At 68.6% G+C, this 13,786-nt stretch carries 13 protein-coding genes; 7 read left to right on the forward strand and 6 right to left on the reverse strand.

What is annotated here, in order from left to right; genetic code table 11:
* Positions 1–19 precede the first annotated feature (19 nt).
* From qcrB to ctaE, 4 genes are read right to left on the reverse strand one after another with little or no spacing between them, the layout of a single operon-like run.
* Positions 20–1,831, reverse strand: a complete 1,812-nt coding sequence (gene qcrB / locus ACTJI8_RS00475; RefSeq protein WP_440731467.1) for a cytochrome bc1 complex cytochrome b subunit — start codon at positions 1,829–1,831, stop codon at positions 20–22.
* Complete coding sequence (qcrA, locus tag ACTJI8_RS00480) at positions 1,828–2,901, reverse strand: cytochrome bc1 complex Rieske iron-sulfur subunit (RefSeq protein WP_440731468.1); 1,074 nt, start codon at positions 2,899–2,901, stop codon at positions 1,828–1,830. The genes qcrB and qcrA overlap by 4 nt, the downstream gene beginning before the upstream one ends.
* Positions 2,902–2,934: 33 nt before the next feature.
* Positions 2,935–3,732: a cytochrome bc1 complex diheme cytochrome c subunit gene (gene qcrC / locus ACTJI8_RS00485; RefSeq protein ID WP_440731469.1), complete on the reverse strand. Its 798-nt coding sequence runs from the start codon at positions 3,730–3,732 to the stop codon at positions 2,935–2,937.
* Positions 3,733–3,753: 21 nt separating this feature from the next.
* Positions 3,754–4,386, reverse strand: coding sequence for an aa3-type cytochrome oxidase subunit III (ctaE, locus tag ACTJI8_RS00490; RefSeq protein WP_440731470.1), 633 nt, complete (start codon positions 4,384–4,386; stop codon positions 3,754–3,756).
* A 181-nt stretch (positions 4,387–4,567) separates the two neighbouring features.
* Between ctaE and trpD the strand changes: the two genes are divergently transcribed.
* Together trpD and ACTJI8_RS00500 are read left to right on the forward strand one after the other, a co-directional pair.
* Positions 4,568–5,632 carry an anthranilate phosphoribosyltransferase gene (gene trpD, locus ACTJI8_RS00495; protein WP_440731471.1) on the forward strand — a complete coding sequence of 355 codons (1,065 nt, stop codon included), beginning with the start codon at positions 4,568–4,570 and terminating at the stop codon, positions 5,630–5,632.
* Positions 5,633–5,652: 20 nt separating this feature from the next.
* Positions 5,653–6,639, forward strand: a complete 987-nt coding sequence (locus tag ACTJI8_RS00500; protein WP_440732413.1) for a PHP domain-containing protein — start codon at positions 5,653–5,655, stop codon at positions 6,637–6,639.
* A 49-nt stretch (positions 6,640–6,688) separates the two neighbouring features.
* On the opposite strand, the gene ACTJI8_RS00505 is transcribed toward ACTJI8_RS00500, so the two are convergent.
* Positions 6,689–7,624, reverse strand: coding sequence for a 5'-3' exonuclease (locus ACTJI8_RS00505; RefSeq protein WP_440731472.1), 936 nt, complete (start codon positions 7,622–7,624; stop codon positions 6,689–6,691).
* Positions 7,625–7,935: 311 nt separating this feature from the next.
* Between ACTJI8_RS00505 and rpsA the strand changes: the two genes are divergently transcribed.
* The 4 genes from rpsA (at position 7,936) to ACTJI8_RS00525 (ending at position 12,257) form a co-directional block, all read left to right on the forward strand.
* Positions 7,936–9,396, forward strand: a complete 1,461-nt coding sequence (gene rpsA / locus ACTJI8_RS00510) for a 30S ribosomal protein S1 (RefSeq protein WP_440731473.1) — start codon at positions 7,936–7,938, stop codon at positions 9,394–9,396.
* Positions 9,397–9,601: 205 nt separating this feature from the next.
* On the forward strand, positions 9,602–10,831 hold the full coding sequence (locus ACTJI8_RS00515) for an MFS transporter (protein ID WP_440731474.1): 1,230 nt from the start codon (positions 9,602–9,604) through the stop codon (positions 10,829–10,831).
* Between the two features lie 35 nt (positions 10,832–10,866).
* Entirely contained in the window at positions 10,867–11,475 is a 609-nt protein-coding gene (gene coaE, locus ACTJI8_RS00520) for a dephospho-CoA kinase (RefSeq protein WP_440731475.1), read from the forward strand.
* Positions 11,472–12,257: a GNAT family N-acetyltransferase gene (locus tag ACTJI8_RS00525; RefSeq protein WP_440731476.1), complete on the forward strand. Its 786-nt coding sequence runs from the start codon at positions 11,472–11,474 to the stop codon at positions 12,255–12,257. Before coaE ends, ACTJI8_RS00525 begins: the two co-directional genes overlap by 4 nt.
* Before the next feature lie 3 nt (positions 12,258–12,260).
* On the opposite strand, the gene ACTJI8_RS00530 is transcribed toward ACTJI8_RS00525, so the two are convergent.
* Entirely contained in the window at positions 12,261–12,860 is a 600-nt protein-coding gene (locus tag ACTJI8_RS00530; protein WP_440731477.1) for a DUF4126 domain-containing protein, read from the reverse strand.
* Positions 12,861–13,166: 306 nt separating this feature from the next.
* Between ACTJI8_RS00530 and ACTJI8_RS00535 the strand changes: the two genes are divergently transcribed.
* Complete coding sequence (locus ACTJI8_RS00535) at positions 13,167–13,727, forward strand: hypothetical protein (protein WP_440731478.1); 561 nt, start codon at positions 13,167–13,169, stop codon at positions 13,725–13,727.
* Positions 13,728–13,786 lie beyond the last annotated feature (59 nt).

Below are 13,786 nucleotides of genomic sequence, written 5' to 3' on the forward strand. Positions count from 1 at the left end.
ATCGAACTGGGGGAGCGGCCTACTCGCCGCCCTCCTTCGCCTGCAGGGATTCCGGGGCGAGCGCCGAGCTGGGCGTGTTCGGAGTCTCGCTGACGTGGCCCGTGTCGACCGGTGCGATCTGGTCCTCGCTCACACCGGCACGGGTGTGCGACGCCACGATCTCGTCGTGAGCGGCCTCGTTCGTGTCGTGCAGCGCGTGACGCTGGTGCGCGTCGGCTGCGGCGATCTCGGCCTGCGTGAGCGGCGACAGGCGGTCCTCGAAGAACCAGCGCGACATCGAGGAGCGCAGGTTCTGCGTCCACGGAATGCGGCCCTTGGCATTCGGGCGGACCACCAGCGGCTCGTACACCTCGGTGTCGATGAGCTTCCAGCGGTCGTACACGTCGACCGGCTTGTGGACCTCGATGAACTCGCCACCCGGAAGGCGCACGATCCGACCGGACTCGTAGCCGTGCAGCACGATCTCGCGGTCCTTCTTCTGCAGCGCGATGCAGATGCGCTTCGCGATGAAGTAGCTGAGGACCGGACCGATGAACAGTGTCGCCTGGAGGGTGTGGATCACGCCCTCCATCGTCAGCGAGAAGTGCGTCGCGATGAGGTCGGATGCCGCGGCCGCCCACAGCGTGGCGTAGAAGACCATGCCGGCCACGCCGATCGCGGTACGAGTGGCCGAGGTGCGGGGACGCTGCGCGATGTGGTGCTCGCGCTTGTCGCCGGTGATCCAGGCCTCGATGAAGGGGTAGATCGCCACCAGGACGATGAACAGGCCCAGTACCAGCACCGGGATGATGATCCCGAACGACCAGGTGTGGTCGAGGAACACGACATCGAGGTTCGACGGGGCAAGACGCAGCGCGCCGTCCGCGAAGCCGATGTACCAGTCCGGCTGCGTACCCGCCGACACGGGGGAGGGGTCGTACGGGCCGTAGTTCCAGATCGGGTTGATCTGGAACAGCGAGGCGATCAGTACGATCACACCGAACGTGATGAACAGGAAGCCGCCCATCTTCGACATGTAGATCGGCATCATCGGGTAGCCCACGACGTTCTCGTCCGTGCGGCCGGGGCCGGCGAACTGCGTGTGCTTGTTGATCACCATCAGCATGAGGTGCAGCACGACCAGGCCGATCACCAGGAGCGGCAGGATCAGGATGTGCAGCGTGTAGAGGCGCCCCACGATCTGGTCGCCCGGGAACTCGCCGCCGAACAGCATGAACGAGGTCCAGGTGCCGATCAGCGGGAGGCCCTTGATCATGCCGTCGATGATGCGCAGACCGTTGCCCGAGAGCAGGTCGTCGGGGAGCGAGTAGCCGGTGAAGCCCTCGGCCATGGCGAGGACGAACAGCACGAAGCCGATCACCCAGTTCAGCTCACGGGGCTTGCGGAACGCGCCCGTGAAGAACACGCGCAGCATGTGCACGCCGATGCCGGCCACGAAGGTCAGCGCCGCCCAGTGGTGGATCTGGCGGACCAGCAGGCCGCCGCGCAGATCGAACGAGATGCGCAGCGTCGAGTCGAGGGCCGCGGACATCTCCACACCGCGCATGGGCGCGTAAGCCCCGGCGTAGTGGGTGGGCACCATCGACGCCTGGAAGAAGAACGTCAGGAAGGTGCCGGACAGCAGCACCACGACGAAGCTCCACAGTGCGATCTCGCCGAGCATGAACGACCAGTGATCGGGGAAGATCTTCCGGCCGAGCTCCTTGACGAAGCCGGAGAGGCTCGTCCGCTCATCGATGTAGTTGGAGAGACCGCCGACGAATCGGCCGCCCAGGGGCGCCTCCGAAGGCTTCTCCGAGGACTTCTGCTCGGTAACAGTTGCGGTGCTCAATGACGCTCCCAGAAGCTCGGACCGACGGGTTCGTGGAAATCGCTCTGCGCGACGAGGTAGCCCTCGTCATCGACGGTGATCGGCAGCTGCGGCAGCGGGCGTGCGGCCGGTCCGAAGATCACCTTCGCGTGCTCCGTGACGTCGAACTGCGACTGGTGGCACGGGCAGAGCAGGTGGTGGGTCTGCTGCTCGTACAGCGCAACAGGGCAGCCGACGTGCGTGCAGACCTTGGAGTAGGCGACGATGCCGTCGTAGGACCACGTCTTGCGCTCCTCGGACTCGATGAGCTGCTCGGGGAGCAGACGCATCAGCAGGACGATCGCCTTGGCCTTCTCTTCGAGGTAGCCCTCCTCGTGGCCGACCTTGCTGAGCGGCTCCGGGATCACGTGCACGGCCGAGCCGATCGTGATATCGGCGGCGCGGATGGGCGTTCCATCGGGGTCGTGCGCAAGGCGCATGCCCTTCTCCCACATCGTGTGCTTGAGCAGCTGCACCGGGTCGCCCGCGATCGGGTTCTCCGGGGTGCTGTGCGGGGCGAGACCGCGGAAGAGCGCGAGACCGGGGACGACCGAGGCGACGACCGCGGCGATGAGCGAGTTGCGGATCATCACACGGCGCCCGAACCCGGACTCCTCGTTCGCGTCTGCGAAGGCCTTGATCGCGGCCTCGCGGGTGGAGTCGCGGCCACGGGTGGGGTGGCGGTATTCGATGTGCTCGTGGTCCGCCATGATCGCCTTCGACCAGTGGATCGCACCGAGACCGAGTGCGAGCAGGGCGAGGGCGATTCCGAGGCCGATGAACAGGTTGTTGTAGCGCACGTCGATGAGCGAGCCGCTCTCGATCGGGAACAGCATGTAGGCGGCGACCGCCCAGATGCTGCCTGCGAGCGAGAGGTAGAAGAGCGTGTAGACCGTGCGGACAGCGGCGTTCATCGCCTTCGGGTCCTGGTCGGTGACGCGCTCGCGGTGCGCGGGCAGCCCCGGGTTGTGCGCGGGGTCGCTGACGTCGACGCTCAGCCCGGCCGGTGCCTGATAGGTCCGGTCAAGAGCGTGCGGGTCGTCGTGTGCCATGGTTCTCCTCGTACGTTCTTCGATATGTCGGCGTCAGTTGGACTTCGCCGTGATCCACACGGTGATGGCGACCAATGCGCCGATTCCGAAGATCCAGATGAACAGACCCTCCGAGACGGGTCCGAGGGATCCGAGGTCCATACCGCCGACCTGGGTCGCGTTCTGCTGGAAGAGCAGCGCGGAGATGATGTCGCGCTTGTCTTCGGCCGAAAGGTTCATGTTGCCGAAGACCGGCATGTTCTGCGGACCGGTGACCATGGCGGCGTACATGTGCAGTGCGCTGGTCTTCATCAGGCCCGGGGCGTACTTGCCCTCGGTCAGAGCGCCACCGGCGCCCGCGACGTTGTGGCACATCGCGCAGTTGATGCGGAACAGCTCGGCACCGTGCGCGACATCGCCCTTGCCGTCGAGGATCTTCTCCTCGGGGTAGGTCGGGCCGGGCGCCACGGACTGGACCCAGGCGGCGACGTTCTTGATCTGCTCTTCGGAGAACTGCGGGTGCTTCTGCGGAGCCTGGGGGCCCTGCATCTGCAGCGGCATGCGCCCGGTGGACATCTGGAACTCGACCGCGAGCTCGCCGACGCCGTACAGGCTCGGTCCGGTGGCGGTGCCCTGCAGGTTCATGCCGTGGCAGGTGGCGCAGTTCGCCTGGAACAGCTTCTGCCCGTCCTCGGTCGAGACCGCGGCGGTGACGGACGCCGGCTCGGTCGCGGCGAACGCCGCACTCGCGCCGGCGTAGACGCCGCCGGTGATCATCAGGCCTGCGCCGATCAGAGCCGCAGCGGCCAGGGGGCTGCGACGGCCACTACGGCGCTTCTTCTCACGTGCCATGTCGGGAATCCGCTCCGCTTCTTACTTGAGGAAATAGATGACGAAGAACAGCACGATCCAGACGACGTCGACGAAGTGCCAGTAGTAGGACACCACGATCGCGGTCGTCGCCTCCTTGTGCGTGAAGTTCTTGACGGCGAAGGCGCGGCCGAGGGTCAGCAGGAACGCGACCAGACCGCCGGTGACGTGCAGAGCGTGGAAGCCCGTGGTGATGTAGAACGCGGAAGCGTAGGAGTCGGCCGAGATCGGCATGCCCTCCGCGACCAGCTGCGAGTACTCCCAGACCTGGCCGGACACGAAGAACGCGCCCATGGCGAAGGTCAGCCAGAACCACGGCACCATGCCCCAGCGCTTGCGTCCCTTGTCGTTCACCGACGTGTAGGGCTGCATGCGCTCCGCGGCGAAGACACCCATCTGGCAGGTGAACGAGGACGCCACCAGGACCAGGGTGTTGATCGCGGCGAACGGCACGTTCAGGCTCTCTGTGCGTGATGCCCAGAGCTCCGGAGAGGTGCTGCGCAGGGTGAAGTAGATCGCGAAGAGTCCCGCGAAGAACATCACCTCACTGCCGAGCCAGACAATGGTTCCCACAGCCACCGGGTTGGGGCGCTTGATCGTTCTCGCCGCCGGGGCATACGTCGCTGAGGTCGTCACCCGTCCATTATGGCCGATCCGAGACGCCGATTGTCGCACCGGCGGCGGCGGTTCAGCCCGTCCGGGCCTCGGTGTGGCCTCGGAACCAGCCGCGAATCCCCTGAGAGACGCGGGCTTGCGGGCGGGTCGCCGGGTGCCGGAGCGGGGATCACGACTGCATCACATCGCTAGGATCGCTGGCATGGCGGATGTTCTGACCTGGCCCGATGTCCTCTCCACGCTCCTCGCCGGGCGTGACCTGAGCGTCTACGAGTCGACCTGGGCGATGCGTCAGGTGATGCGCGGGCAGGCCACCCAGGCGCAGCTGGCCGGCTTCCTCGTCGGGCTGCGCGCCAAGGGGGAGACGATCGACGAGGTGGTCGGCTTCCGCGACGCCATCCTGGAAGCGGCCGTGCCGCTGCCCGTGTCCTCGGATGTGCTGGACATCGTGGGAACCGGGGGAGACCGGATCGGGACCGTGAACGTGTCCACCACCGCCGCCATCATCATCGGCGCGACCGGCATCCCGGTCGTCAAGCACGGAAATCGCGCGGCCAGCTCCGCGTCCGGATCCTCCGACGTGCTCGGCGCGCTCGGCCTCCAGCTCACCCTCGACCCGCAGGCCGTCGCCGAGATCCTGGACCGTACCGGCATCACGTTCGCCTGGGCGGGGGCGTTCCACCCCGGGTTCAAGAACGCGGGCGCCGTCCGCGCAGAGCTCGGTGTGCCGACCGTGTTCAACATGCTCGGCCCGCTGTGCAACCCGGCGCGCGCCGAAGCGAATGCGGTGGGCGTCGCCCAGCTCGACCGGGTGCCGCTCATCACCGGCGTGTTCCGCACCCGCGGCGCCACGGCTCTCGTGTTCCGCGGTGACGACGGACTGGACGAGCTCACGACGACAGGGCACAGCCGTATCTGGGAGGTCACCCGCGGAGACATCCACGAGCACGACCTGGATCCGCGCGACCTGGGCATCCCGCTCGCCGATCTCGCCGACCTCATCGGCGGTTCCCCGGAGCACAACGCGGGCGTGCTGCGCCGCACGCTGGAAGGCGAGCGCGGCGCCGTGCGCGACATCGTGCTGCTGAACGCGGCGGCCGGTATCGTCGCCTACGAACTGTCCCACGACGCGTCCCAGGCGCAGGTGCCGATCGTGCAGCGTCTGCGCGCCGCCCTGGGCCTGGCCGAAGCAGCGGTCGACGACGGGCGCGCGCTCGCGAAGCTGGACGCGTGGGTCGCGGCATCCAAGGAGCTCGCCGCGAGCTGAGCGGCGCAGGGACGGTCGGCATGGATCCGCAAGAGGCGCTGCTCGAGATCGCCAGGCTGCTCGAGCGCGAGCGGGCGTCGCGCTATCGGGCCAAGGCGTTCCGCGCCGCCGCGGCGACCTATGCCGAGCTCCCCGAGGACGCACGGTCGGATCTGAATCGGATCCAGCAGGCGAAAGGGATCGGATCCTCGACGTTCGAGGTCATCCGGCAGGCACTCGACGGGCAGACGCCGTCTTACCTCGTCGAGCTTCGTGGCGAGGTCGAACCGGAGATCGTCTCGGAGCTGCGTTCCCGGCTGCGCGGCGATCTGCACGCGCACACCGAATGGTCGGACGGGACGACCCCGATCGAGGCGATGGCGGACGCCGCCCGCGCCCTGGGGCACGAGTACCTCGCGATCACCGACCATTCGCCGCGACTGCGCGTGGCGCGCGGCCTGACCGCTGAGCGGCTGCGCCTGCAGCTGCCGCAGGTGCGTGCGCTCAGCGGTGAGGGCTTCACGATGCTCACCGGGATCGAGGTCGACATCCTCGACGACGGGCGCTTGGACCAGGAGGACCGGCTGCTCGGCGAACTGGATGTCGTGGTCGCATCGGTGCATTCCAAGCTCGCGATGGAGCCGGGGCCGATGACCCGGCGCATGGTCGCCGCGGTCTCGAACCCGCGTGTCAGCGTGCTCGGACATGTCACTGGTCAACTCGTGCAGGGGGAGCGGGGCACTCGCCCGCCCTCGAGGTTCGACGCCAGGGCCGTGTTCGAGGCGTGCGCCGAGAACGGCGTCGCCGTCGAGATCAACTCGAGACCGGAGCGGAATGATCCGCCGGACGGGCTCCTCGCACTCGCGCTCGAGATCGGCTGCCTGTTCTCGATCGACTCCGACGCGCACGCGCCTGGGCAGCTGTCGCTGCTGGACCACGGAGCTCAGCGCGCCGAGCGCGCCGGCGTCCCCGCAGAGCGGATCGTGACGACCTGGGGGCTCGACCGGCTGCTGCGCTGGGCCGGTTGAGTCGCACCGAAGACGGGCCGTTCGAGCCTTGGGAGGGACGGGCGACGGCTCAGGCGGTGCGGCTGAGCGCCTCCAGCGCACGTGCCATCGACGTGCCGAGGTTCCAGCGTTCCGCGACCCCGACCGCGGTGGCGGTCTCGGCGGCGTCGAGCGGCCGCAGGGCCTCGGCGGGAACGGCGATCGGCAGCGCGGTCGCGACGCGCACCACGGTGGGAGCGACGTCGAGATAGTCCGACGCGGCGAGGATCTTCTTCGCCACGCTCGCCGACATCCCCTCCGCACCCTCGGCGGCGGTGCGGATCGCCGCGAGGTCGCCGTGCACGGCGAGGAGGTTCGCCGCGGTCTTCTCCCCGACGCCCGCGACTCCGGGCAACCCGTCGGAGGCGTCGCCGCGCATCGTGGCGAAGTCGGCGTACTGGCTGGGCAGCACACCGTACTTGCGCACCACGGTCTCCTCGGTGACGTCCTCGAGATTGCTCATCCCGCGGGCGGTGTAGATCACGCGGACACCACGGCCGTCGTCGACGAGCTGGAACAGGTCGCGGTCTCCGGTGATGATGTCGACGGGCATGTCGGACACGGTCGCCAGGGTGCCGATCACATCGTCGGCCTCGTGCTCCGCGACGCCGATGATCGGGATCCGCAGCACGCCGAGCGCCTCGCGGATGATCGGGATCTGTGCCTCGAGCGGGTCCGGAACCTCCTCGACATCCGCGCCGCCCGGGACCACCTCGACGACGCGGTGCGCCTTGTAGCTCGGGATGAGGTCGACGCGCCACTGCGGACGCCAATCATCGTCCCAGCAGGCGACGAGGTGCGTCGGGCGATACGCGGACACGAGCTTCGCGATCATGTCGAGCAGCCCGCGGGCCGCGTTCACCGAGGTGCCGTCCGGCGCCTTGACCGCGTCGGGCACGCCGTAGAACGCGCGGAAGTAGAGGCTGGCGGTGTCCAGGAGGAGCAGCTTGGGAGCGGCGTCGGTCATGCCCACAGTCTGCCAGTGCCTTCGTCGAAAGGGCGGCCGTCGAAACCGCGGGGAGCACCCACGCGGATCCGCGGGAACATCGCGAGATCCCGTGGCGTTGAACATCTGCTGTGCAGGACGCTCGGCGGCCAGGGGCCGCAGGAACGCGGACAGCGGAACCCTCAGCGACCTGATAGCATGAAGTGTCACCCGTGGGGGCATCCTCTCGCGTGCGTGACGACCAAGACACATTCATTCGCCGCGGGGCGATCCCATGCTCTGATGAGCGCGCGCCGCAGCCCGAGTATCCATCAACAAGGACAACCCACTACATGACTACCGCAACGGCCGCCCCGGCCACCAAGCAGGTCGCGATCAACGACATCGGATCTGCCGAGGACTTCCTGGCTGCGGTCGAGAAGACCCTGAAGTTCTTCAACGACGGCGACATCATCGAGGGCACGATCGTCAAGATCGACCGCGACGAGGTCCTCCTCGACGTCGGCTACAAGACCGAGGGCGTCATCCCCTCGCGCGAGCTGAGCATCAAGCACGACGTCGACCCCAACGAGGTCGTCTCCGTCGGCGACCAGGTCGAGGCCCTCGTTCTCCAGAAGGAGGACAAGGAAGGCCGTCTGATCCTGTCCAAGAAGCGCGCCCAGTACGAGCGCGCCTGGGGCGATGTGGAGAAGATCAAGGAGAACGACGGCGTCGTCACCGGATCGGTCATCGAGGTCGTCAAGGGTGGACTCATCGTCGACATCGGCCTCCGTGGCTTCCTGCCGGCCTCGCTCATCGAGCTGCGCCGCGTCCGCGACCTCACGCCGTACCTCGGCCAGGAGATCGAGGCCAAGATCCTCGAGCTGGACAAGAACCGCAACAACGTCGTGCTCTCGCGCCGCGCCCTGCTCGAGCAGACGCAGTCCGAGTCGCGCACCACGTTCCTCAACAACCTGCACAAGGGCCAGGTCCGCAAGGGCGTCGTGTCGTCGATCGTGAACTTCGGTGCGTTCGTCGACCTCGGCGGTGTGGACGGCCTCGTGCACGTCTCCGAGCTGTCCTGGAAGCACATCGAGCACGCCTCCGAGGTCGTCGAGGTGGGCCAGGAGGTCACCGTCGAGATCCTCGAGGTCGACCTCGACCGCGAGCGCGTCTCCCTGTCGCTGAAGGCGACGCAGGAGGACCCGTGGCAGGTCTTCGCCCGCACCCACGCCATCGGCCAGGTCACGCCGGGCAAGGTCACCAAGCTGGTTCCGTTCGGTGCGTTCGTGCGCGTCGCGGACGGCATCGAGGGCCTCGTGCACATCTCCGAGCTGTCCAGCAAGCACGTCGAGCTGGCTGAGCAGGTCGTCTCGGTGGGCGAAGAGGTCTTCGTCAAGGTCATCGACATCGACCTCGAGCGCCGTCGCATCTCGCTGTCGCTGAAGCAGGCCAACGAGTCGGTCGACCCCTACGGCACCGAGTTCGACCCGGCCCTGTACGGCATGCTCGCCGAGTACGACGAGAACGGCGAGTACAAGTACCCGGAGGGCTTCGACGCCGAGACCGGTGCCTGGAAGGACGGCTTCGACGCTCAGCGCGAGGCTTGGGAGCAGGAGTACGCGGCTGCCCAGGCTCGCTGGGAGGCGCACAAGGCTCAGGTCATCAAGGCCGCCGAGGCCGAGGCTGCTGCGGGCGACGACTTCGGCGCGGCCGCGCAGTCGTTCTCGAGCGACTCCGCCGGTGCCGGCACGCTGGCCGACGACGAGGCTCTCGCGGCTCTGCGCGAGAAGCTCTCGGGCGGCAACGCGTAAGCAGCATCACCCTTCGGAACGGGCCGTCGCCTCGCCTTCGGGCGGGGTGGCGGCCCGTTCTGCGTACCCGGATGGATGCCGGAAGGGCGACTGAGCCCGCAGCGGTGGTTCGCCGTGAATCATGGCCGCGCGGACGTGTGAGGATGGAGACCATGGATGCGGTCGCTCTGGGTGCTCGCGATGCGCACGGGCGGATCCGCGTTCGGTGACGTTCGTCGGTCACGCCCCGAGATCCTCCGCGTACCGGAGGCTCATCCTCGGACTTTTCTTTGCGGGCATCGCGACGTTCGCGCAGCTGTACGCGCCGCAGGCCGTGCTGCCGCAACTGGCCCGCGATCTCGCCGTGGACCCGGCGACCGCCGCACTGAGCGTCTCCGCGGCCACGCTGGGTCTTGCGGCCTCGGTTATCGGCTGGTCGGTCGTCGCCGACCGGATCGGGAGAGTACCGGCGATGGCGGTCGGGGTGATCACGGCCACCGCGCTGGGGCTGCTCGCGCCGTTCAGCGGAGACATCGGCGTCCTGCTCGCCCTGCGGTGCGCCGAGGGGGTCGCACTGGGCGCCGTGCCCGCCGTCGCCCTCGCCTACCTCTCCGAGGAGGTCGGCCCTCGCCATGCGGCCGCTGCCGCGGGCAGCTACATCGCCGGCACCACGGTCGGCGGGCTCGCAGGCCGGATCGTGTCGGGCCTGGTCGCCGAGGTCGCGGGCTGGCAGACGGGCGTGTGGGCAGCGACGGGACTCTGCGCCGTCGCCGCCGCGTTGTTCCTCTGGCTTGCGCCGCGGTCGCAGGGCTTCGTGCCGCTGCGGCGACGTGCCGACCGCGGCTCCGGCGTGCTGGCGCGGATCCTCGGCCTGCTGCGATCGCCCCGCCAGCTCGCACTCTACGCTCAGGCGTTCCTGCTGATGGGCGCCTTCGTGGCGGTGTACAACTACCTCGGGTTCCACCTCGCCTCGCCGCCGTTCGCGCTGCCCGTCTGGTTCGTGACGCTGCTGTTCCTCGCGTATCTGGCGGGCACCGCGTCTTCGCCGTGGGCCGGCGTCCTCGCGTCGACGGCCGGACGCTTCCCCGTGCTGCTGGGTTCGGTCGCGGTGATGGCTGGGGGAGCCGCCCTCATGCTCGCGCCGCTCACGATCATCGTGCTCGTCGGCCTGCTGCTCTTCACCGCGGGATTCTTCGGCGCGCACGCGGTGGCGTCCGGCTGGACGCCGGTCGCTGCCTCCGCGGAGAGCCGTGCGCAGGCGTCGTCGCTGTATTACTTCGCGTACTACGCGGGATCGAGCCTGTTCGGGTGGGCACTCGGGATCGCTTTCGGCCCATGGGGTTGGGCGTGGTTCGGGGGGATCGTGATCGGGATGTGCGCTCTGGCTGCCCTGGCGGCCGTGGTCGCGTTGCGTGCGGCGGATCCGTCTTCCCAGGGAGGGAGCAGTCGGCCCTGACGGCGAGCAGCGGATCCCCGTGCAAGACTGGCAGCATGCCCCTCATCGCGCTCACCGGCGGTATCGCGTCGGGCAAATCCACGATCGCGGCACGGCTCGCCGAGCACGGCGCCGTCGTCATCGACGCCGATCGGATCGTCCGCGACGTGCAGGCACCGGGCTCACCAGTGCTCGCGCGCATCGCGGCCGAATTCGGCGCCGAGATGATCCAGCCCGACGGCGCGTTGGATCGCGCGAGGCTCGGAGCACGGGTCTTCGGCGACGCCGAGGCGCTCGGCCGTCTGAACGCCATCGTGCATCCCGCCGTGAAGGCCGAGTCGCAGCGCCGGTTCGCGGCGGCCCTGGCGGCGGATCCCGCCGCTGTCGTGGTCTACGACGTCCCGCTGCTGGTGGAGGCGCGGGTGGACGATCCCTGGGATCTGATCGTCGTCGCCGACGCCCCGGCCTCTGTGCGCGAGGACCGGCTGGTGACGGAACGAGGTCTCGACCGAGACGAGGCGCGCAAGCGGATCGCCTCGCAGGTGCCGGACGAGCGCCGTCGCGAGATCGCGGACGTGCTCGTCGATACGGCGAGCTCGCTCGCGGACACCCTCCGCCAGACGGACGAGCTGTGGCAGCGGCTGCGGACCGAGGCGCGGGCGTGACGGATCTGCTGGCGGCATATGATCTGCAGCTGCGCGGAGAGGCGGAGTTGGCAGGTGCCGCGGATGTGCGGAGCATCGGCCCTGTCTCGGTCGGTCTCTTTCCCGGCGGTGCCGGATTCGCGAGCTACGTCGATCTCGCAGGCCTGGGCGAGCGGCGGATCCGAGCGCTCGTGCGGGAAGTGCGTGCTCACTTCGAGGTGCTGCCGGAGGTGTGCTCCGCGGAGTGGAAGACGCGCGGACACGACGTCGCTCCCGGCCTCGAGGAGGCGTTGCGCGATGCGGGTTTCGTACCGCAGGAGGCGGAGTCGGTGATGCTCGGCGAAGCGGCTGCCCTCGCCGGCGCGGTGCCGGTGCCCGAGGGCGTGGTGCTGCGCGAGATCCGGGACGAGACGGACATCGTGGAGATGGAGCGGATGCAGGCGGCCGTCTTCGGGCACGGCGATGGCGCCGAGAGGGCGCAGCGCACGATCGCGCGTGTCGCGGCCGGCGACGACGTCGTGCTGTGGATCGCGGAGGCCGAAGGGCGCGTGATCAGCGGAGGCCGCCTCGAACCCGTCGCCGGCACCGCGTTCGCCGGGATCTGGGGCGGCGCCACCGTTGCGGAGTGGCGCGGGCGGGGCGTGTACCGCGCGCTGACGGCGAAGCGGGCGCAGGCAGCCCTGCATCGCGGGCTGCGATATCTGCATTCCGACTCCACCGAGTTCTCCCGGCCGATCCTGGAGCGCTCCGGGATGCGCAAGGTCACGACCACCACGCCGTACGTCTGGACGCGCGGAGGCTGACGGCTACTCCGCGTGAGTGCGTGCGCGACGTCGCAGGGACCGTCGCCGCATGACGACGATGATTGCGACGATCAGGACGACCAGCAGGATCGCCGCGACGACGGGGACGAGGATCGCGGCCGCGCTCAGAACGAAGGCGGCGATGTCCTCCGTCGTGCTGAGCACCGGGGCGGCAACGCCCGCCGTGGCTGCGTTCGCCGCGACCCGCCCAGTGGCCTTGGCGGCGTGCACGGCGAGCGCGATGACGATCCCGACGACGATGGGGATCCAGGTGTGCTCGGAGAAGAACGCGCCGGGATCATCCACGGCGACAGTCCGCGCGCTCGCGCCGGCGCCGAAGGCGATGCCGCCGGCGGCGGGTCGGATGATGCTGTGCACGACGTCGTTCAGAGAATCCAGAGCGGGGATCTTGTCCGCCACGATCTCCAGCACCAGAAGGACGCCGATGATCCAGAGGGCGACGTCACTGCCCAACCAGGACCAGCCGGCGGGGAGGGCGACGGCGGGCAGGAGCTTCGCCGCCAGGCCGAGCAGGAACAGCGGTATCCAGGCGTTCAGGCCGGCCGCCGCAGCCAGGCTGGATCCGATCACGAATTCGAGCACGGCACCACTGTAGGTGAGCGACCGGGGTTTGCCGCCTGCTGCCCCCTGAGCCGGAATGACAAGGGGGCGACAGCGGGGAGCGCTGATCGATCGCGCGGTTTGTTCGTATGGTTTGCAATATTCGATTGGATCGTATATGTTCGCTCGCGGGGCAGTGCGGGGAAGCGCTGTGGGGACAATGGGGAAAGCTCTGGGGAGTATCTGGGTGCTGGACGTGCGGCGTCTCCGTCGTGCGCGTCGACCCTGTGACGTGCGCGATCTCGGTTTCTGAGCCTCTCGCTCAACCGATATCTGGAGTGCAGAATCATGACCGACGTCAAGAGCGGCCTCTCGCGCCGTACCGTGATCAAGGGCGCCGCGTGGTCGGTGCCCGTCATCGCCGTCGCGGCGGCCGCGCCGTTGGCTGCCGCGAGCACGAACACCAACCCGACGAGTGTCGGATCGCTCGTCGAGTCCTCGCCGAACGTGAAGGACAGCGTGCTGTCTGCGTCCTCGTCGCGCGTCGAGGCGTGCTTCCCCAACGACACCTTCTCGACCCCGTTCAACCTGATCGCCACGATCACCTTCGACAACAGCGACCCGGCATTCTCCCTCGCCGGGGCCACTGTCACGTCGGCCGGGAACGTCTGGACCGTCGCCAGTCGCACGGCGACGTCGGTGACGCTCACAGCGACGCAGACGGTGACCTGCTACGCCGGTATCACCGGGTTTGACCTGGCGTACAACGCCGGATCCGCCGTGCCTCCGCTGAATTCGCTGACTCTGAACATCTCGGGGGTGAGCACGGACGGGACGCGAAAGATCGATGGTCTGATCTCGGCCCTCGACAACGGTCCGGTCGTGGGGCCCAAGGTCCACGACGCCTGATCCCTTGGGATCCATCGAGGAGCCCCCGACGCCAATGTCGGAGGCTCCTCGTAGTGTTA

This window comes from Microbacterium sp. 22303 (genome assembly GCF_052045265.1).
In the GTDB taxonomy this organism is placed as follows: domain Bacteria; phylum Actinomycetota; class Actinomycetes; order Actinomycetales; family Microbacteriaceae; genus Microbacterium.

Bases quoted from the DNA above. Each gene is read 5' to 3' on its own strand.
- qcrA (WP_440731468.1), bottom strand. From the start codon at position 2,901: ATGGCACACGACGACCCGCACGCTCTTGACCGGACCTATCAGGCACCG.
- qcrC (WP_440731469.1), bottom strand. From the start codon at position 3,732: ATGGCACGTGAGAAGAAGCGCCGTAGTGGCCGTCGCAGCCCCCTGGCC.
- trpD (WP_440731471.1), top strand. From the start codon at position 4,568: ATGGCGGATGTTCTGACCTGGCCCGATGTCCTCTCCACGCTCCTCGCC.
- ACTJI8_RS00500 (WP_440732413.1), top strand. From the start codon at position 5,653: ATGGATCCGCAAGAGGCGCTGCTCGAGATCGCCAGGCTGCTCGAGCGC.
- ACTJI8_RS00505 (WP_440731472.1), bottom strand. From the start codon at position 7,624: ATGACCGACGCCGCTCCCAAGCTGCTCCTCCTGGACACCGCCAGCCTC.
- rpsA (WP_440731473.1), top strand. From the start codon at position 7,936: ATGACTACCGCAACGGCCGCCCCGGCCACCAAGCAGGTCGCGATCAAC.
- coaE (WP_440731475.1), top strand. From the start codon at position 10,867: ATGCCCCTCATCGCGCTCACCGGCGGTATCGCGTCGGGCAAATCCACG.
- ACTJI8_RS00535 (WP_440731478.1), top strand. From the start codon at position 13,167: ATGACCGACGTCAAGAGCGGCCTCTCGCGCCGTACCGTGATCAAGGGC.